The 18296-nt window shown below is 71.7% G+C and carries 18 protein-coding genes; 8 read left to right on the top strand and 10 right to left on the bottom strand.

What is annotated here, in order from left to right; all coding sequences use genetic code 11:
• Window positions 1-17: 17 nt before the first annotated feature.
• The 6 genes from ACGF3H_RS06675 (at window position 18) to ACGF3H_RS06650 (ending at window position 5331) form a co-directional block, all read left to right on the top strand.
• On the top strand, window positions 18-1556 hold the full coding sequence (locus ACGF3H_RS06675; RefSeq protein WP_362496196.1) for an aminotransferase class V-fold PLP-dependent enzyme: 1539 nt from the start codon (window positions 18-20) through the stop codon (window positions 1554-1556).
• Window positions 1553-2767 carry a Xaa-Pro peptidase family protein gene (locus ACGF3H_RS06670; protein WP_362496193.1) on the top strand — a complete coding sequence of 405 codons (1215 nt, stop codon included), beginning with the start codon at window positions 1553-1555 and terminating at the stop codon, window positions 2765-2767. The genes ACGF3H_RS06675 and ACGF3H_RS06670 overlap by 4 nt, the downstream gene beginning before the upstream one ends.
• A gap of 69 nt (window positions 2768-2836) precedes the next feature.
• Window positions 2837-3151, top strand: a complete 315-nt coding sequence (locus tag ACGF3H_RS06665; protein ID WP_362496190.1) for an SMR family transporter — start codon at window positions 2837-2839, stop codon at window positions 3149-3151.
• Window positions 3152-3714: 563 nt separating this feature from the next.
• Window positions 3715-4092, top strand: a complete 378-nt coding sequence (locus tag ACGF3H_RS06660; protein WP_362496188.1) for a hypothetical protein — start codon at window positions 3715-3717, stop codon at window positions 4090-4092.
• Window positions 4093-4307: 215 nt separating this feature from the next.
• Window positions 4308-4637: a hypothetical protein gene (locus ACGF3H_RS06655; RefSeq protein WP_362496186.1), complete on the top strand. Its 330-nt coding sequence runs from the start codon at window positions 4308-4310 to the stop codon at window positions 4635-4637.
• Window positions 4638-4794: 157 nt separating this feature from the next.
• Window positions 4795-5331, top strand: a complete 537-nt coding sequence (locus ACGF3H_RS06650) for an SMI1/KNR4 family protein (RefSeq protein ID WP_362496183.1) — start codon at window positions 4795-4797, stop codon at window positions 5329-5331.
• A 16-nt stretch (window positions 5332-5347) separates the two neighbouring features.
• Here ACGF3H_RS06650 and ACGF3H_RS06645 read toward each other — a convergent pair.
• Window positions 5348-6147, bottom strand: a protein-coding gene (locus tag ACGF3H_RS06645) for an IS5 family transposase (protein WP_393816471.1) whose coding sequence is annotated in 2 segments (ribosomal slippage) — window positions 5348-5799 and window positions 5799-6147 — 801 coding nt in all. Because the reading frame shifts where the segments join, the coding sequence is not laid out codon by codon here.
• Window positions 6148-6316: 169 nt separating this feature from the next.
• Between ACGF3H_RS06645 and ACGF3H_RS06640 the strand changes: the two genes are divergently transcribed.
• The gene (locus ACGF3H_RS06640; protein ID WP_362496181.1) at window positions 6317-6922 is read left to right on the top strand and encodes a class I SAM-dependent methyltransferase; all 606 of its coding nucleotides are present in this window, start codon (window positions 6317-6319) and stop codon (window positions 6920-6922) included.
• Between the two features lie 26 nt (window positions 6923-6948).
• On the opposite strand, the gene ACGF3H_RS06635 is transcribed toward ACGF3H_RS06640, so the two are convergent.
• Window positions 6949-8118 carry a lactate 2-monooxygenase gene (locus ACGF3H_RS06635; RefSeq protein ID WP_362496178.1) on the bottom strand — a complete coding sequence of 390 codons (1170 nt, stop codon included), beginning with the start codon at window positions 8116-8118 and terminating at the stop codon, window positions 6949-6951.
• A 348-nt stretch (window positions 8119-8466) separates the two neighbouring features.
• Here ACGF3H_RS06635 and ACGF3H_RS06630 point away from each other — a divergent pair, with 348 nt between their 5' ends.
• Window positions 8467-8901 (top strand): protease inhibitor, encoded by a 435-nt coding sequence (locus ACGF3H_RS06630; protein ID WP_362496176.1) that lies wholly within the window; start codon window positions 8467-8469, stop codon window positions 8899-8901.
• A 156-nt stretch (window positions 8902-9057) separates the two neighbouring features.
• Here the strand turns inward: ACGF3H_RS06630 and ACGF3H_RS06625 are convergent, their stop codons facing one another.
• The 8 genes from ACGF3H_RS06625 to ACGF3H_RS06590 all read right to left on the bottom strand — a co-directional run bounded on the left by ACGF3H_RS06625 (window position 9058) and on the right by ACGF3H_RS06590 (window position 18249).
• On the bottom strand, window positions 9058-9288 hold the full coding sequence (locus tag ACGF3H_RS06625) for a CDGSH iron-sulfur domain-containing protein (protein WP_362496174.1): 231 nt from the start codon (window positions 9286-9288) through the stop codon (window positions 9058-9060).
• Entirely contained in the window at window positions 9269-9913 is a 645-nt protein-coding gene (locus tag ACGF3H_RS06620; protein ID WP_362496171.1) for a HemK2/MTQ2 family protein methyltransferase, read from the bottom strand. The genes ACGF3H_RS06625 and ACGF3H_RS06620 overlap by 20 nt, the downstream gene beginning before the upstream one ends.
• Before the next feature lie 30 nt (window positions 9914-9943).
• The gene (locus ACGF3H_RS06615; protein WP_362496168.1) at window positions 9944-10975 is read right to left on the bottom strand and encodes an iron-containing redox enzyme family protein; all 1032 of its coding nucleotides are present in this window, start codon (window positions 10973-10975) and stop codon (window positions 9944-9946) included.
• A gap of 62 nt (window positions 10976-11037) precedes the next feature.
• On the bottom strand, window positions 11038-11220 hold the full coding sequence (locus ACGF3H_RS06610; protein ID WP_362496165.1) for a hypothetical protein: 183 nt from the start codon (window positions 11218-11220) through the stop codon (window positions 11038-11040).
• 78 nt (window positions 11221-11298) lie between these two features.
• The gene (locus ACGF3H_RS06605; protein WP_362496162.1) at window positions 11299-12309 is read right to left on the bottom strand and encodes a Ppx/GppA family phosphatase; all 1011 of its coding nucleotides are present in this window, start codon (window positions 12307-12309) and stop codon (window positions 11299-11301) included.
• Window positions 12310-12399: 90 nt separating this feature from the next.
• Entirely contained in the window at window positions 12400-15222 is a 2823-nt protein-coding gene (locus ACGF3H_RS06600; protein ID WP_362496161.1) for an NHLP bacteriocin export ABC transporter permease/ATPase subunit, read from the bottom strand.
• 1 nt (window position 15223) lies between these two features.
• Complete coding sequence (locus tag ACGF3H_RS06595; protein WP_362496158.1) at window positions 15224-17446, bottom strand: NHLP family bacteriocin export ABC transporter peptidase/permease/ATPase subunit; 2223 nt, start codon at window positions 17444-17446, stop codon at window positions 15224-15226.
• Entirely contained in the window at window positions 17443-18249 is an 807-nt protein-coding gene (locus ACGF3H_RS06590) for an HlyD family efflux transporter periplasmic adaptor subunit (protein ID WP_362496155.1), read from the bottom strand. The genes ACGF3H_RS06595 and ACGF3H_RS06590 overlap by 4 nt, the downstream gene beginning before the upstream one ends.
• Window positions 18250-18296 lie beyond the last annotated feature (47 nt).

Below are 18296 nucleotides of genomic sequence, written 5' to 3'. Positions count from 1 at the left end.
ACGAACGGGGAACATCCGTGTCGATTCTCGAGCCCGAAAGGCTGGCCGCCACGCCGGAGGGCCTTCAGGCACTCAGAGGCCTGGCCGATCAAGCGCTGGTGGCTGCGCAAGCGGGCGCACGGCACAAAGCGGGGCCGCTGCCCGCCGGCGGTCCCGCAGCGCTGGCGCGGCGAACGCGGCACCTGCTGCCCGAGGTACTGCCGGAACACGGGACGGGGGACGCCGAGGCCCTTGTGCCGCTGGCACGCCTGTTCAGCTGGGGAAGCGTGTCCCTGGGGCATCCCGCGACAGCGGCCTTCCTGCAATGTCCGGCGTTGACAGTGGCCGCGGCCGCCGACTTGGTGGCCAGCGCGATGAACCAGTCCGTCGACGTGTGGGACAGCGGACCGTTCGCCATCGAGCTGGAGAAGGCGGTCCTGGAGGAGCTGCGCCGGCTGGCCGGCCTGCCGGAAGGGGCATCGGGGGTGACGACGCCCGGCGGTTCCCTCTCCAACCTGCTGGCGGTCATCGTGGCCCGCGACACCACGGGATCGGCAATGACCGGTGCCGATGTGACCCGCCTCGGCCTGCAGTCCGGCACCCGCCGCCTGCGCGTGGTCTGCTCGAGCGAGGCGCACATCAGCGTCACTCGCGCTCTCGCCGCCGCGGGTCTGGGAGACGCAGCAGCGGTCGTGGTGCCCGCATGCGCCGACGGACGGATGACAGCGTCCGCGGTGTCGGACGCGCTTGCGGACCTGCCGCCGGGGGATGCCCCGTTCCTGCTGATGGCCACCGCAGGGACGACCGACCTCGGCGCCATCGATCCGCTGCCGGAACTCGCCGACTTGGCGCAAGAGCGTGGCATGTGGTTTCACGTGGACGCGGCATATGGGGCCGGGATGCTCTTTTCCCCCACTCTGAGGCCGCTCTTCGCCGGTATCGACCGCGCGGACTCGGTCACCATGGACCTGCACAAGATGGCCTGGCAGCCGGCTTCCTCCAGTGTGCTTTTACTCCGGAACCCCGATCACTTCGCACCACTGCAGCGCGAAGTCGCGTACCTCAATCCCGGTGACGACGAAGAGGCCGGTTTCCCCAATCGGTTGGGCCGCACCCTGGAGACCACGCGCCGTGCCGACGCCCTCAAGGCTGCCGCGGCCTTCCGGGCCCTGGGCAAGGACGGCATGGCCGCGTTGGTCGACCACTGCCACGCTCTCGCCGTGCAGGCCCAGCAGGTCGTCGAGGCGCACCCGAAACTGGAGACCCACTACCCGGCCGTCCTCACCCGGGTGGTCTTCCGGTACCGCCCGCACCGCCCGGAACTGGCCGACCAGGTCAATGCTGCCCTCCGCCGACGGCTGCTGACCGAGGGAAGCGTCGTCATCGGCCGCACCGAGCGCGCAGTGGGCGGCGCCAAGCGCATCCACCTGAAGCTGACGTTGATCAATCCTTCGGCGACCCGTCAGGATGTCGAGGACCTGCTGGCCAAGGTGGTGAGCGCGGGCGAGGCGGAGGAAGAGCTGGCCGAAGGCGCGCAGCGGGCACCTCGTGCGGCAGAGCCAGGTGCACCCCGGTGAGCGGGCCCGGACACGAGACGGCTTCCGCGCCGGTCCCGGGTGCTTCGCGGCAACCATGGCCACGCGTCGACCGGCATGCGTTGCAAGCCGGCCGGACAGCCCGCCTGGCGCACTGGATGGCGCAGCGCGACGTGGATCATCTGCTGCTCACCGGGCCGGACCAGATCCGCTATGCCACCGACTTCCGGGCGCAGTTGGTCAGCGAGAGCACCGACTGGTACGCCACCGTGGTGGATGCGTTCGGTGAAGGGGACATCTTCGTCCCCTATGTCGACGCCGCGGCGCCCGGGCCAGCGTTGCCGCACAAGATGCGCGGTATCTTCCCCCTGCCCTCGTGGGCTCCCGCCGCCTGCCACCCGCGGCAGTGGGTGCGGGCCGTGGCAGCGGTCCTGCGCGCCAGGCACGCCCGCCACGTGGCCTACGACTCCTTGGACGCCGGGATCCTGCACGATCTGGCGGCAGAACTGCCGCATGTGCGGCTCACCCCATGTGCCTCGGACCTGTTCGCCATTCGTGCGGTCAAGGACCCGCTGGAGATCGGCCTCGTCGAGGCGGCCTGCCGCGTCAACGCCGCGGCCCTGCAGGCAGCGCTGGACGGTGCGCGACCGGGCATGTCCGATCACCATCTGTTGGCGGTGGCCGCCGCTCACCAGCACGACTCGGGCGCCGAGTTCGTCACTCACTCGGTGTGCAACGTCCGCAAGGGGACGGGGGGCTGGTTCGCCGACGGAGCGGTGCTTCAGGAGGGAGAACCGTTCTTCCTCGACACGGGATGCCACGGCCATGGGGGCTACGCCTCCGACGCCGCCCGCACCGGGTGGGTGGGAGAGCCCGCCCCCGCGGTCCGGCGCGCGTGGCGGTCCCTGCTGACGGCTTACGAAGCCGGCCAGGAAGCCGCTCGCTGCGGGGTACGCGTCTCCCGGATCCACGAAGCGATGAACGACTGCCTCGTCCGGCAGGGGCTGCCGCCCACCCCGTACGGCACCGGTCACGGTATCGGCCTGCGTTGTTGCGAACTGCCCACGATCCACAGCGCGAGTCTCACCGATCACGACGACGTTCTGCGTATCGGCCACGTCATCGCGCTGGAACCGGAGACAGCGGTCGAGTCGGAAGGTCGCGTCTTCGTCCTGAAGATCGAGGACAACTTCGCTGTCGAAGAGCAGGGGCTGCGGCTGCTCACCACGCCTTCCACGACCTGGCCCGACTGATGTGGCCCCTCGCGAGCCTTCCGCGGTCAGGGCATGGTCCACCCGAAGCGTGTCGTGCAGGAGGTCGTCATGGCATGGATGATTCTGGTGTTGTCCGGGATCATGGAGACCGTCTGGGCGACGGCACTGGACGCCTCACGCAACCTTTCCCGGTTGTGGCCGGCAGTTCTGTTCCTCGTCGCCCTCATCCTGAGCATGGCCGGTCTGTCCTATGCGATGCGGACTGTGCCGATCGGTACCTCCTACGCCGTGTGGGTCGGCATCGGGGCCGTCGGTACTGCCGCGTACGGCATGGTCCACGACCACGACCCCGCTACCTTGGCCCGCCTTCTGTGCCTTGGTCTGATCGTCACAGGTGTCGTCGGCCTGAGGTTCCTGCACTGACGCCACCGCGAAGGGGCCGGCTCTGCCGCAGCGGCCGGCGAGGATCACTCTCGCATGTGCGGGCGCCGCCGCTGTGGGTTGCCGGCCATGAGGGCGGCCGGTCGCGTACACGGTCGTACGGCGGTGTCCACGCACCGGTCTGTCGGACATGCACTGCAGGGCGCACGCGAGGAGGAGGATCCGTCTTCGAACGGATGCTGTCGTGGCGAGCGCCTGGTGGCAGCCGGACGGCACGGAATCAGCTCGCGCCGGGTTCCCGAGCTCGGCTCACGAGACGGGCCTGCCGGCACCGCACCGTTCCTCGGCCTATCGGCCGTCCACGTACTCACCGAAAGGTATCGATCCGCATGAAACGTACCGGCGGTCTCCGCAAGCAAGGCCCTCGTACCCTTCCCACCAGTGTGGCAGCGTCCCTGTCCCTGCTGACAGCACTGTTGCTCCCCCTCTCCACGGCTACGTCCGCAAAGGCCACGGAGTCGGACTCTCTGCCGCTGGTGACCTGCACGGGCAGCGCCACACAGCATTACTCCCCGGGACTCGTCGCGGCCACTCGCAATACCACGGTGACCTCCACTCAGGACTACGGCACATGCCTGGACGTCCAGATCGACCCCGACGGTCCTCCCGTCACCTCGGCTTCCAGCTTCGTCACCTTCACCGCGCCCCTCAGCTGCCTGCTCTCCCCGCCGGCACTCGAAGTGGAATTGACCATCCACTGGAACGGGGGCCGTACCAGCACCGCTCAGGCGCTGGCGGTGGTCAGCCGGACCACCGGCACCACCATCGCGACCGACACCGGAACCATCACCTCGGGCCTGTTCGCAGGCAGGACGATCAACGTCACCGTTGTCTACCCGACGCTGGACGTGACCGGTTGCCTCCTCGGTGACGGAGTGTCCGAGATATCCGGGGCCGCCACCCTCGTCGTCGCCCCGGTCTGAGCCCTCCCGCCGAGCAGGAAACCGTGGCACGGTCCGCCGTCCATCCGCCCTCACCGCGCGCCGGGCGGATGGACGACAGGCGGTGACACCACAAGCCAGACGTGTACCTGATCCCCGGCCGCTACGTCAGCCACACGACGTCCGCCGTGCGTGCGTGTTGCTGCACGACCCGCACGAGCGTTCACCAGTACCCTCCACCTCACCGAAGGAGCCCCATGCGTTCCCTGCGTGGTATCACTCTCGGCGCCGCCGCGGTTGCAGCCGGCGTCACCCTAGTCGCGGCGACCACCGTCCCCGCCTCGGCCACCACCCCGATCACCGGGCAGTTCGAATACAGCGACCTGCTCGGCGGCAACAACCGCATCATCAACCCCAGCGAAGGCACCTGTTACTACGTGACGAGCGTCGCCCTGAGCGGGTTCAACAACACCAACGCTCGCGCCACCACCTACACCGATCTCAACGGCACCCTGCTGGGTACCGTGGTCAACCCCGGCAACACCGCAGCCTTCCCCTTCAGCTCCGTCCGTTTCACCCTGCCTTAGACATCATCTCATTTGGTCGGGATAAGGTGTCGGTCACGGTTGACGCACAAGGGCATCGATGCAGGTCGCCCCAGCGGATGGACAGACCAAGCGGTGGGTCAGAGAGGTGCGGGCCTCTGTTCAGTACGCACCTGTCGAGGTGGGACGGAGCAGGGACATGATTGACCGAGATGGCCTCGCCGGTCTGATCCGCTTGATGCCGCCGCCGGTCGGAGTGGGGGTGCTGGTCGACTGGAAGACTGTGCAAAGGGCCTGGGGGTTCGTGTTCCCCTCGGACTTCAAGGGGTTCCTAGCGCACTACGGTGATGGCCTGTCGGGTCTGGATCTCGGTGTGCTGGTTCCTTCCACCGTGACTCCTGAGAACTGTGACGAGCCGGGTGCCCGGAAAGGCGGCATGGGGTTCATCACCGCGGACACGCGGGCTACGTGGATGGACACCGAACCCACCGGCATGGACGCAGCAGCCGAGGATCTGGTGACCTGGGGAGCGGATGGCAGTGCTGACCTGTACTGCTGGCTCACCCATGGCGAACCCGATGACTGGCCGGTGGTGCTCTTCAGTCACGGCGACGACACCTGGACTCGTTTCGACTGTGGCATGACGGAGTTCCTGTGCAGGGTGTTGAGTGCAGACAGCCGGGCCGAGGCCATGCAGGATTCCGCTCTGTGGGGCGCGGGCTTGCGCAGGCTCTGAAGTCGCTTGGTCTGCCTCATCTGGTGAGTCGGCGGTAGCAGATGAGGGTGCAGGCGATGCTGGTGAAGGCGAGGAAGTGCTCGGCCTTGCGCTCGTAGCGTCGGTGCAGGCGACGGCAGCCGGCCAGCCAGGACATGGTCCGCTCGATCGTCCAACGATGGCGCCCCAGCCGGGTGGAGGACTCGATGCCCTTGCGGGCGATGCGGTGGCGGATACCGCGCCCTCGGAGCCATCGGCGCAGGTGGTCATAGTCGTAGCCCTTGTCGGCGTGGAGCTTGCCCGGTCTGCGTCGCCGAGGGCCGCGACGGGAGCGGATTGGGGGTATGCCCTTGACCAGGGGGATCAGGGCCTGGCTGTCGTGCAGGTTCGCCCCTGAGATCCCGATGGACAGGGGCAGACCGGTCCGCTCCGTGATCAAGTGGATCTTCGAGCCGTACTTGCCCCGGTCTACCGGATTCGGACCTGTCATGTCCCCCTTTTGAGAGCCCGCATATTCACCGAGTCGATCGCGCAACGCGACCAGTCCAACTCTCCGCGGGAACCGAGCTCGTCGAGGACCAGGCGGTGAAGCTTCGCCCACACTCTGGCCTTGCTCCACTCGGAGAACCGCCGGTGGGCCGTCGCTCCAGACGGCCCGAAGGACGCGGACGGCAACTGCTGCCAGGTACAGCCAGACGTGGCCACGAACACGATCGCTGCCAGGACCTCCCGGTCGCCGTGCCGACGACGGCCGCCCCCTTGCGGCCGCGTCGGCGGCTCCGGCGCCACCCGCTGAAACAGCTCCCACAACTCATCCGGCACCAGCCGCTCAACGATCCCCACCACAACCAACAGACTACCGACCCGGCCAAATGAGATGATGTCTTAGTGCTCTTCGGCCTGCCGGTCCTGGAGGACCGGCAGGCCGAAGGCAGGGCCGGGGCCGGCCGGACGGCTGAAGGGCCGGTCCCGTCCTGGCGGTGCGGGAGAACCTAGGCTGGCTGTCATGAACCGATGGGAGAAGCTGACCGGTGGCAGCTCGGGCGAGCGGTACGCCGCTCGTTTCGCGGAACTGGCCGAGCAGGGACAGGACGTGCACGGCGAGGCGCGCTTCTGCGCCACGCTCGTGCCTCCCGGGTCACGCGTGCTGGATGCCGGCTGCGGCACCGGGCGGGTCCTGATCCAGCTCGCCGGCCTCGGATACGACGGCGTGGGGGTGGACCTCGACGCCTCCATGCTGGCCGTGGCACGCCGGGACGCGCCACGGCTGACCTGGCTGCAGGCCGACCTCTCGGAGTTCGACCCGGCCGCCGCGGGCATCGCCCCCGGTTTCGACCTCGTCGTCGCCGCGGGCAACGTCTTCCCGCTCCTCGCCGCGGGCACCGAGGCCGCGGTCGCCGCCAGGCTGGCCCGGGCCCTGCGCCCGGGCGGCCTGCTCGTCGCCGGCTTCGGCCTGGACCGGGAGCACCTTCCCGTGCCGCCCGCCCTGACCCTCGCGGAGTACGACGCACACTGCGCCTCGGCGGGCCTCACCCTCACCGACCGTTTCGCCACCTGGGACGCCGACCCGTACGAGGGCGGGGGATACGCGGTCAGCGTCCACCGCCGCTGAGGGCGGTCCCGCACACCGGCCGGAACTCAGGCGGGCTCCTCGACGAGGTCGGCGGGGCCTGGGGTGGCGGGGGAGGCGTGTCCGGACAGGGCGAGCGTCAGGTCGAGTTCGGCGAGCAGGCAGCGGATCACGTGCTCCACGCCCGCCTGCCCGTCCAGACCGAGTCCGTAGACGTACGGGCGGCCCAGCAGCACCGCCCGCGCGCCGAGCGCGAGCGCCTTGAAGACGTCGTCACCGGTGCGGACGCCGCTGTCGAACAGCACGGTGAGCCGGTCACCGACCGCCTCCACCACGCCCGGCAGCGCGTCGGCCGCCGCGACCGAACCGGCCACCTGGCGCCCGCCGTGGTTGGACACCACCACACCGTCCATCCCGGCGTCGGCGGCGAGCCGGGCGTCGTCCGGGTGCAGGACGCCCTTGAGGACGATCGGGCCGTCCCAGTTCTCCCGCAGGAACCGCAGGTCCGGCCAGGTCTTCCCCGGGTCGGAGAACATGCCGACGAAGTGCATCACCGCCGCGTTCGGGTCCTCGTGCACCGGCTTCGCCAGTCCCGCCCGGAACGCCGGGTCCGAGAAGTAGTTGGCGGTGCCCACGCCGTGCAGGAACGGCAGGTACGCCTGGTCGAGGTCGCGCGGGCGCCACGACAGCAGCGGGGTGTCCAGGGTGACGAAGAGGGCCGTGAACCCGGCCGCCCTCGCCCGGTCCAGGAAGCTGCGGGCCACCTCGCGGTCCTTCGGCCAGTACAGCTGGAACCAGCGTTCGGCGTTCCCCATCGCCTCGGCGACCTGCTCCATCGGGGTGCTCGACGCCGAGGAGAGGACGAACGGGACGCCCTGCGCGGCGGCGGCCCGGGCGGCGGCCGTCTCCGCGTCCGGATGCATGATCGACAGCACGCCCACGGGCGCCAGCGCCAGCGGAGCCGGCAGCGAGCGGCCCAGCACCTCGACCGAGAGGTCGCGGTCGTGCACGTCCCGCAGCATCCGCGGCACGATCCGGCGCCGCTCCAGGGCCCGCCGGTTGGCGCGCGCCGTGGAGCCGTCGCCCGCGCTGCCCGCCACGTACCCCACGGGGCCGGGGCCGAGCCGACGCTCGGTCAGCTCCTCCAGCCTCGTCAGATCGGTGGGCAGCCGCGGCACCGCGCCCGTCATCCCGTTCAGGTAGATCTCGTACTGGAAGTCCGCCCAGTGCTTCGCCATCCGTACGTCCCGCCCCTCGTCGTCGAGCTCGCGCCACGCAGCACCATACTCACCGGTAGGTCAGGAGGGCCGGGCGGGTGCCCCACTGTTTCGGGAGTGTTTCCGGCCTATTGGCGAACGCGTGGATCACGCCATCCGGCCAGAGCGCATGATCAAGAACCGCCCCGTTCCGGACGTGGAACGTTCTAATTCGGTAACTTCCCGCCACTGATTCAATACGCAAGGTTACCGAAATCCGCGGGGTCGATTGTGTTTTTCGGTGGCGGACTCGGCAGACTCGCGCTCGCCGATCCGGCACCTACCGGGCCGGGCGGCACCACCCTCTGATCGAGCGGAAGGATGCACACAATGCGGAACACCGCGCGCTGGGCAGCGACTCTGGGCCTGACGGCCACCGCCGTCTGCGGGCCCCTCGCGGGGGCCTCCATCGCCTCCCCGGCCACCGCCCCCGCGTCCCTCTACGCCCCCTCGGCCCTCGTGCTGACCGTGGGGCAGGGAGAGAGCGCCGCCACCGCGGCGCCGCTGCGCGCCGTCACCCTGACCTGTATGCCGAGACCCTCCGGCACCCACCCGGCCGCCGGCTCCGCCTGCGCGGAACTGCGCGGCACGGGCGGCGACTTCGACGCCCTGACGGGCGACAGCGGGGTGCTGTGCACCCGGGAGTACGCCCCGGTCGTCGTCACCGTGGACGGGGTCTGGCAGGGCCGGCGCGTGTCCTACGAGCGCGCCTTCGCCAACGAGTGCGTGAAGAACGCGGGCAGTACGAGCGTCTTCACGTTCTAGGAGACCGGGACCGCGCGATCCGCGCGACGTGACCGGCTGCTCGTCGCTGGGGAGTGCGAGCGCCGCCGCGCGGACGGGACGGTCCCGCACCGGGGACGGCGGACGGAGTGGGGCCGTCCGCCGTTCTCCGGTATCCGGCCGGCTGCCGTGCGGGCGTCAGCCCCTGTCGGGCGGCCCGTCGCCCGGCCCGGACGACCGGGCACGGTGGCTGGTGTCGCACCAGGGAAAGCGCCGGCTGCGGCGACAGGTGCACAGGGCGACCCGGAAGCGGTCGGAGGACACCGTCGTGCCGTCCTCCAGCTCGATCTCCACCGGGCCCTCCACCAGCATCGGCCCCCGGCGCTGGACGGTGATCCGGCGGGGCGGTTCAGACGGGGAGTTCGGCACGGACGACCACCAGCTCTTCCTCGTTCTCGGCCAGGGACAGCAGACCCCGCTGCCGCAGCCAGCGCTCCCGGCCGCGCACCACGGGCCCGAAGGCGATCCGCTGCCGCCTGATCACCGCGGCCTTCAGACCGGCCGCCCGCAGCTGCCCGACGGTCCGCTCGGGGTCGCTGAGCGCGGACTGCACGAGCAGCAGCACACCGCCGGGCCGCAGCAGGGCGGGCACCTCCCGGCAGATCCGGTCCAGCACCAGCCGGCCGTCGTGACCCGCGTCCCAGGCCCGGGCCGCACCGCGCGGCAGGCGGCCGCCGCCCGGCGCCGGAACGTACGGCGGATTGGCCAGGACCAGGTCGAACGTCTCACCCCGTACCGGAGTGAACAGGTTGCCGCGCCGGACCCGGACGCGTGCACCGGCCCGCGCCGCGTTCAGCCGGGTGGCCCAGACGGCACGCCGCGACACGTCCACCGCGGTGACCCGGCCGCCCCGCCGGGCCGCGGCCAGCGCCAGGGCGCCCGAGCCGGTCCCCACGTCGAGCACGGCCGCGCCGGGTGGCAGCGACTCGTCGGACAGGGCCCCGGTCAGCAGGGCGGTGTCCTCCTGGGGGGCGTAGACGCCCGGTAGCACCATGAAATTCACGCAACCCACGTACCCCCGCGGTCACGAAATATGGGAGCTTCCGGCAGGCTCGGCGACCACGCCCGCCAGGGGAGTGCGCAGGGAGGAGCGGCCGGCCCGCCAGTCGGCGAGCAGCCGGTCGGCGAAACGGTCCTCCAGGTATCCGGTGGCGTCGATGCCGAAGACGACGTCCGCCGCCAGCCGCGGTTCCTGCTCCAGCAGGCCGTCGATCACCTCGTGCCGGACGATCTGCTCGTGCACCGCGTCGGCCTCGACGTGCTCGTCGTAGAAGTGCTCGGCGGCGGGCCCCGCGCCGGTGCGGCGCATGGCCTCGGCGAGCCGGCGGGAACCGGGCGACGACGTGATCTCGACCGCCGCGAAATGACCGACGAGGGCGCCGCGCAACGCGCGGTGCAGGCCGAACAGGGACATCATGTTCACCGTGGCCAGGCACTCGGCCGAGGCCGCGTCGAGATGGCGCCCGTACGTCGTGTCCAGGCCCAGGTCCGTCATCAGGTCGGCGAACAGCCGGGCGTGCACCCGGTCGGCACGGCCACCGCCGTACTCGTCGAACTCCACCGCCGCCATCGCCGCCTTCGCCCGGCCCCACAGCCGCGGCAGCACCCACGCGTGCGGGTCGGCCTCCTTGAGGTGGTACAGGGAACGCTGCGCCGCGTACTCCCGCAGGTGCCACAACTCGCCCTCGTCCCGCAGGAAGTGGCTGACGCCCTCCCCGTCGACGGGCTCGACCAGCAGCGCCCCGACCGCGTCCGCCACGCTGTCGTGGACCGGCGTGTCGGCACGCAGCGCGGACAGGAAGCGGTCCTCCAGCGCCGCCCGGAAGCGCAGCAGACCGGGGTCCCACTCCAGGCCCGGGGACACGCCGGCGAAGCCGCGGTAGTGCAGCTCGTAGCACTGGTACAGGGCCAGCTGCAGGTCGTCTCCGTACGGTGACGCGGCGGCGGCGTCCTCGGGGCGGGGGAGCGGGCCGGTGCCGAGCAGATACGCGCCGACGGCCGCGGAGAGCGGGCCCCGGGCCGTCGGCAGCTGTGGTTCTTCGCGGACGTTCTCCATGCCTCGCGGGTACCCGGCGGGCGCCGTCGCATCCGCGTCGCCCGGGCACCCGCGCCGCCGCTCTACTCCCTGCCGGACTCCTCCTGCGCCTCGACGTTCGGCGAGGTGGCGTCGCCCGCCTCGCCCCGGTGCCGCCGCTCCTTCGCGGACTCGGCGTCACGGGTCTCGGCCTCCTCGATCTCGCGCATGACCTCCTCGATGGCCGTCTCGGGCTTCTTGTCGTCGCGCTCGCCGTCGTGGGACACGTCGGGGCTCCTCCTTCTCGTTCGGTCTTCTCGTTCGGTTCCGTGTGGCCGCCGGGCCCCTCCAGGGACCTGACGGTGTCAGTTCGCGGTGGACGCGATGCGCAGCGGCACCGGGCCGGGGACGGCGGGCTCGTCGTCGGTTCGGACGACCTCCGCCCACCAGGACGGCCCGTCCTCGATGTGGCGCAGCAGGATCCCCTCGCGTATCGCCCAGGGGCACAGCGTCACCGACTCCAGCCCGGTCAGCTTCATCGCCGTGTGCCCGACCACCGCGCCCGCAAGGCTCTGCGCGGAACGCGGCGCGGAGATGCCGGGCAGCCGGGCCCGCTCGGCGGCGGACAGGGCGGCCAGCCGGCCGGCCGCGCGCTTCAGGTCCGCGCAGCTCATCCGGCGCTCCTCGAAGGGGCCGTGCCGACCGGGCAGGGCTCCGCACAGCCGCCCGAGCTGCTGGAACGTCCGCGAGGTCGCCACCGCGGTGCGCGGGCCCTCCCAGCGGATCCGCGCCGCGACGTCCCGCAGCTGGTGGCGGACCTTGCGGCGCAGCGCCCGCAGCTGCTCCGGATGCGGTGCGTCCTGGCCGCCCGCGAGGAACTCGTGGGTCAGGCGCCCGGCGCCCAGCGGCAGCGAGGCCACGAAGTCGGGCAGCCGGCCGCGGCCGAAGGCGACCTCCAGCGAGCCGCCGCCGATGTCCAGCAGGGCGAGCGGTCCCGACCGCCAGCCCATCCAGCGGCGGGCGCCGAGGAACGTCAGCTCGGCCTCCACCTCGCCCGGCAGGGTGCACAGAGCGACCCCGGTGCGGTCCCGGACGGTGTGCAGCACCTCCCGCCGGTTCGGCGCGGCACGCACCACGGCGGTCGCGAAGGCGAGCGGGCCGGCCGCGCCCCACCGGGCCGCGGTCCGGCCCGCGTCGGCCACCGCCGCCACCAGCCGCTCCACGGCCTCCTCGGGAACCGGGGCACCCGGCGGGACCTGCTCGGACAGCCGCAGGCGCCACTTCGCCGTGTGGACCGGCAGCGGAACACCGCCCTCCGCGTCCGCCACCACGAGCCGGACGGTGTTCGACCCGACATCCACCACGCTGATTCGCATGAAGGCGCTGGTACCCACTTCTGCGCCGGTCCAACTGCGTCCGGGCCGGGCCGCCGCGGCGGCACCCTGGGCTGCACCAGGCCGGGAGCCTCAGGCCAGCTGCCGCCGCACCAGCTCGTGCAGCCGGCCGCCCGTGTCCGCCAGCAGCTCGGCGGGCGGGCCCTGCTGGGCGACCTTGCCGTCCTCCATCACGATCACGCGGTCGGCGTCCAGCACCGTGGTCAGCCGGTGTGCGATCACGATCCGGGTGGCGTTCAGCGCCTTGGTCGACTCGATCACCGTGCGCTGCGTCTCATTGTCCAGGGCGCTGGTCGCCTCGTCGAAGAAGAGGACGCGCGGCCGCCGGATCAGCGCCTGCGCGATCATCAGCCGCTGCCGCTGGCCGCCGGAGACCGCCCCGCTGCCCGACACGATGGTGTGCAGGCCCATCGGCATCCGCTTGATGTCCTCGGCGAGCCCCGCCATCTCGGCCGCCGCCATCGCCTCCTCCGGCGTGTACGGCTCGGTGCCGCAGATGACGTCCAGGATCGAGCCGGTGAACGGCTGCGCGTGCTGGAGCACCACCCCGCACTGCCGGCGTACGGCGGACGGGTCGAGCGCGGCCAGGTCCTGGCCGTCGTAGAGGACGCTGCCCGACAGCGGACGGTCGAAGCCGATGAGCAGCCGAAGCAGGGTCGACTTGCCGCAGCCGCTGGGCCCGACGATCGCCACGAACTCGCCCGGCCGCACCGCGAACGACACGTCGTCGAGGACCAGCGGCCCGTCGTCGGTGTACCGGAACGACAGCCGCCGGGCCTCGATCGCCCCGGACAGCGGCCCGGGCCGGGTGCTCGCGTGGCGCACCTCGGGCGCCGCCTCCAGCACCGGCTTGATCTCCTCGAACAGCGGCAGCGCCGCCACCGCCGACACGAAGGCACCGGTCAGCTGGGTGACCGAGGTCAGCAGCATCGTCACCGACGTGTTGAAGGTGAGGAACGCCGCCGCCGACATCGAACCGCGCGCCGGTCCGGCCAGCAGCATGAACATCAGCAGCGTGCACAGCGGCAGGTAGACCGCGCCGAGCACCGCGTTGAGGTTCTTGATGCGCCCGGCCCGCTGCTGGAGCTCGCGGCTGCGCGCGAACTGCGCCGCCCAGGCCGCGTAGGCGTAGTTCTCGGCCGCCGCGACCCGCAGCTTGGGCAGTCCGCGCAGCGTCTGGAAGGCCTGGTTGTTCAGCTTGTTGCCGAGCTGCACCAGCCGCCGCTGCCAGCGCACCTGCCACAGCCCGAGCCCCAGGAACACCGCGGCGACGACCACCAGCATGCCGATCGCCGCGAGCGCCATCGGCACGCTGTACCAGAACAGCAGCCCCAGGTTCATGGCCCCGACGGTCACCGACTGGGCCACCGTCGGCCCCACCCCGGCCAGCAGCCTGCGGATCGCGCTGATGCCCATGGCCGCGCTGGCCAGCTCACCCGTGGAACGCTCGGTGAAGAACCGGGTCGGCAGCCGCAGCAGCCTGTCCCACACGGCCGGCTGGAGCGTCGCCTCGATCCGGCCCTCCAGGCGCAGGATCGTCAGGTTCTGCAAGAGCATGAACGCCGCCGCGACGACACTGCTCAGCATCACCGCGAGACACACCTGCACGATCAGCCCGGTCTGCGCCTTCGGCACGAACTCGCCCAGCACCTTGCCGGTCGCGACCGGCACCAGCGCGCCGATCGCCACCGTCACCAGTCCGGCGAGCAGCAGGCTCGCCAGGTCACCGCGCGTGCCCCGCAGGCAGAACCGCAGCAGCCGCAGCGGCGAGAGACGGCGCTCGGGCAGCGGCCGGTAGAACATCACCGCGCGCGGCTCGAACTCCTCGGCGTTGGCCTTCTCGACCGGTGTCTCCCGGCCGGTCGCCGGATGGACGGCCACGTAGCCGCCGCGCCGCCACAGCAGCGCCACCGGCGCGCCCGACAGGGCCCGGTGACCGACCAGCGGCCCGACGTCGTCCCGCCACCAGCGGCCGTCCAGCCGTACGGCCCGGGTGCGGACCCGGGAGGCGAGGGCGATCCGCTCCACCGGGTCGAGCCGGTCGCTCTCGGTGCCGTTCTGCGCGGGCTCGGCCAGTGTGATCCCGGCCGCGCGGGCGACCAGCTCGCACGCCGCGTGGGTGGCGTCGGCGTCGGCGGCCGTGGCCCGCTTCCCCCGGCCCCCGCCGATGGAGGCCAGCAGCGTCCGGTCGGCCTGGGCGCGTACCGCCTCACCGGCCTTGATACCGGCCGCCGTGCGCGTCTCGTGGGTGCGCTCCAGCTGCTCGATCCAGCGGTCCAGCGTGGTCAGCAGCCGGTACTGCTGGTCGACCATGCTCTGCCACAGGGCGGGGTCCATCAGCAGGTCGGCGGCCGCCTCGTCGCCGTACACCGCGCCGTACTGCACGCTGCCGGGCGGCACCTGCATCCAGAAGACGTCGTCGTCGGTGGGCGCCGCCGCTCGTTCGGAGGCCATCGGCGCCTGGAAGAGGATGGACAGACTGCGCCCGACGCCGAGGGCGAGGGCGTACTCCAGCGGACTCGTCGTCGGCGGCACGTACTGCGGGTTGCCGTACTCGTCGTACGACCAGGTCTGCGTGGCCGCCGGCTGGTACAGCTCGCGCAGCCCGATGCGGTGCACCACGCAGTCCCGCAGCGGCCGGGCCACCAGCGTGTGCTCCGGGCCGGCCACCGGACCGAGCAGCACCGAACCCGCCTCCAGGCGGCCCAGATGGTGCCAGTGGCCCTGCTGCCCGGCGTCCACCGCGAACAGGTCCACCGCACCGGACACGACCAGCCAGAGCACCTGCGGGCCCTCCAGGTCGAGGCGGTTGAACCCGGCACAGTCGACACGCGTGCCCAGGGAGCCGAGCGCGCCGAGGACGAGATCGCCCTGCCCTTCGTGCACCGTCGTCATCTCACCGCTCCCCGACCAGCGCCGCGTACGCGCCGCCGCGTGCCACCAGTTCCTCGTGCCGTCCCCGCTCCACGACCGAGCCGTGCGCCAGGACGACGATCTCGTCGCTGTCCCGCACGGTGCTCAGCCGGTGCGCGATCACCACGCACGCGCAGCCCCGCCGGCGCAGGTTGTCCATCACCACCAGTTCGGTCTCCGCGTCCAGCGCGCTGGTCACCTCGTCCAGGACCAGGATGCTGGGCCTGCGCACCAGCGCCCGCGCGATCTCCAGGCGCTGGCGCTGCCCGCCGGAGAAGTTGCGGCCGTCCTGCTCGACCCGGCTGTGGATGCCGCCCGGACGGCGCATCACGACGTCGTACAGCGCGGCGTCCCTGAGCGCCTCCACCACGGCGTCGTCCGGGACCGACGGGTCCCACAGCGCCACGTTGTCGCGCACCGAGCCCTCGAAGAGGAACACGTCCTGGTCGACGAAGGAGACGGACGACGCCAGCGCCCCGCGCGGAATGTCCTCGAGACGCCGGCCGTCGATGCGGATCACACCCTCCCACGGGGTGTACAGGCCGGAGATCAGCCGGGACACCGTGGACTTGCCGCTGCCCGAGCCGCCGACCAGCGCCACCTGGCGCCCCGGACCGACGGTCAGGTCGAAGCCGGTCAGCAACGGCTTGTCCAGAGGGCTGTAGCCGAACGAGATGTTCTCCAGCTCGACATGGCCGCGCAGCCGGCGCGTGGAGTCACCGCCGCCGGGGCGGCCGTACAGCGGGTCGGCCCGGAAGTTCTCCACGTCCTTCAGACGGGCCACGTCGGCCGCGAAGTCCTGGATGCGGCCCGCGACGCCGTTCAGCCGGGTCAGCGGAGCCGTGAAGCGGGTGACCAGCGCCTGGAAGGCGACCAGCAGGCCGATGGAGATGTGCCCCTCGACCGCCCGCATGCCGCCGATCCACAGGATCAGCGCGCTGTTGAGCGTGGCGAGCGTCGGCGCGACCACACCCAGCCAGGCGCTCGGCACCCCGAGCCGCTGCTGCTCCTCCAGCGTGGTGGCGTGCTGCCCGGCCCACTTGCGGAAGTAGCCGTCCTCACCGCCGGTCGCCTTCATCGTCTCGATCAGCTGCAGGCCGGTGTACGCCGTGTTGGTCAAGCGGGCCGAGTCCGCGCGCAGCTTCGCCGTCCGCGTCGCGCGCAGTCTGACCACGACCCGCATCGCGACGATGTTCAGCAGCGCCACGCCGATGCCGACGAAGGTGAGCTGGGGGTCGTACGTGTACAGCAGCACGGCGTACAGCACGACGACGATCGCGTCCACGCCCGCCGCCGCGAGGTCGCGGGCCAGAGTCTCGGCGACGGCGTCGTTGGACTGCAGGCGCTGGACCAGGTCGGCCGGGCTGCGCTGGGAGAAGAACGTCTCCGGCAGCCGCAGCAGATGCCGCAGGAAGCGGGCGCTGGAGAGGGTGGAGGAGATGATGCGGCCGTGCAGCAGGTTCGCCTGCTGGAGCCAGGTCAGCACCACCGTGAGCAGGACGCACGCCGCCATCGACGCGAACAGCACGCCCAGCAGCGAGGTCTGCTTGCCGATCAGGAACATGTCGATGTAGGTGCGGCTCAGCGCGGGCACCGCCGCGCCCACCGCCACCAGCAGCAGGCTCGCCAGCACGGCGGCGGGCAGCGTGCCCGCGGTGCCGCGCAGCCGGGCCGGCATCGCACCGAGCACGCCCGGCCTGCGGCCGCCCCGGGCGAAGTCCGCGCCGGGCTCCATCGTCAGCACGACCCCGGTGAAGCTGCCGTCGAAGTCCTCCAGCGACACGAAGCGGCGGCCCTTGCCCGGGTCGTTGATGAACACCCCGCGCCGGCCGAAACGCCGGCCCATGCCGTCGTAGACGACGTAGTGGTTGAACTCCCAGAACAGGATGGCCGGCGCCGTCACCTCGGCGAGCGCGGCCAGGTCCATCTGCATGCCCTTGGCGGTGAAGCCGTAACTGCGTGCCGCCTTCAGCAGGTTGCTGGCACGTGAACCGTCGCGGGAGACGCCGCAGGCGATGCGCAGCTCCTCCAGCGGGACGTGCCGGCCGTAGTGGCCGAGCACCATCGCCAGGGAGGCGGCGCCGCACTCCACGGCCTCCATCTGGAGCACGGTGGGCGTACGGACGGTCTTCGCCCGGCTCCTGGGCACCTTGCGCCGGGGCGGGGCGGCACGGCGTCTGCCCCGGGTGTCGGTTGCGGTACTCACGGCAGCAGCCAATCGACGGGACGCTGCCCGGCCAGCCGGATGGAGCCCGTGGCCAGCGTCATGGAGGTCAGGTCGTACGGCGGTCCGTCCGCGGACGACCACGCGTAGCCGCTCTTCGTCGTCTTCGAGGTGTCCAGGCGCACCGTCACGGCCACCGGCCTGCCGTCCTTCGTGAACTGCTCGCCGAGCTGCCCGTCCCCGAGGAACGCGCCGATCGACTGCGCGGACTGCGCCGAGCGGTCCACCGACTTCACATGGCCGCGCAGCACGCCGTACTCCTGGGCCGGCACCGACTGGACGGTCAGGTCGACCGGGGCGTCGGCGGGAATGGCCGCGGCGTTCTCGGCGGGGACGTAGACGGTGGCGTAGAGCGGGTCGCCGGCGTGCGCGACCTTCTCGACCGACGCGACGTTCGCACCGGTCTGGATGATCTGGCCGACGGTGGCGGCGAGCGCGCTGACGCGGCCCGCGTCGAGCGAGCGGACGACGGTGTCGCCCTGCGGGGTGCGGACCTTCAGCACCGGCGAGTCGGCGGCCAGCCGCTCGCCCTGCCGGGCGAGGACCGCGGTGACCTGGCCGGAGACCGGGCTCTGCAGGACGTAACTGCCCTGCCCGTGGGTGAGGACGGCGGGTGCGCCGACCGTGGAGGCGACCGAGCCGGTCACCGCCCACACGGACGCGGCGGCCATCGCGACGACGGTCACGGACAGCACCAGCCAGCCCTGCGGGCGGGCGAAACGCACCGGAAGGTCGAGTTCCTCCGGTGACTGGAGTTTGGCGAGGGCCTGTTGGCGGAACTGCACGTCGGACGTATCCCAGGAGAGCGCTAAGAAAGTCGTCGGGAACGGCC

It is taken from the genome of Streptomyces sp. NPDC048185 (assembly GCF_043202495.1).
In the GTDB taxonomy this organism is placed as follows: Bacteria; Actinomycetota; Actinomycetes; order Streptomycetales; family Streptomycetaceae; genus Streptomyces.
Note: the sequence above shows the minus strand (reverse complement) of the source record. Positions and strands in the feature narration are given on the sequence as shown.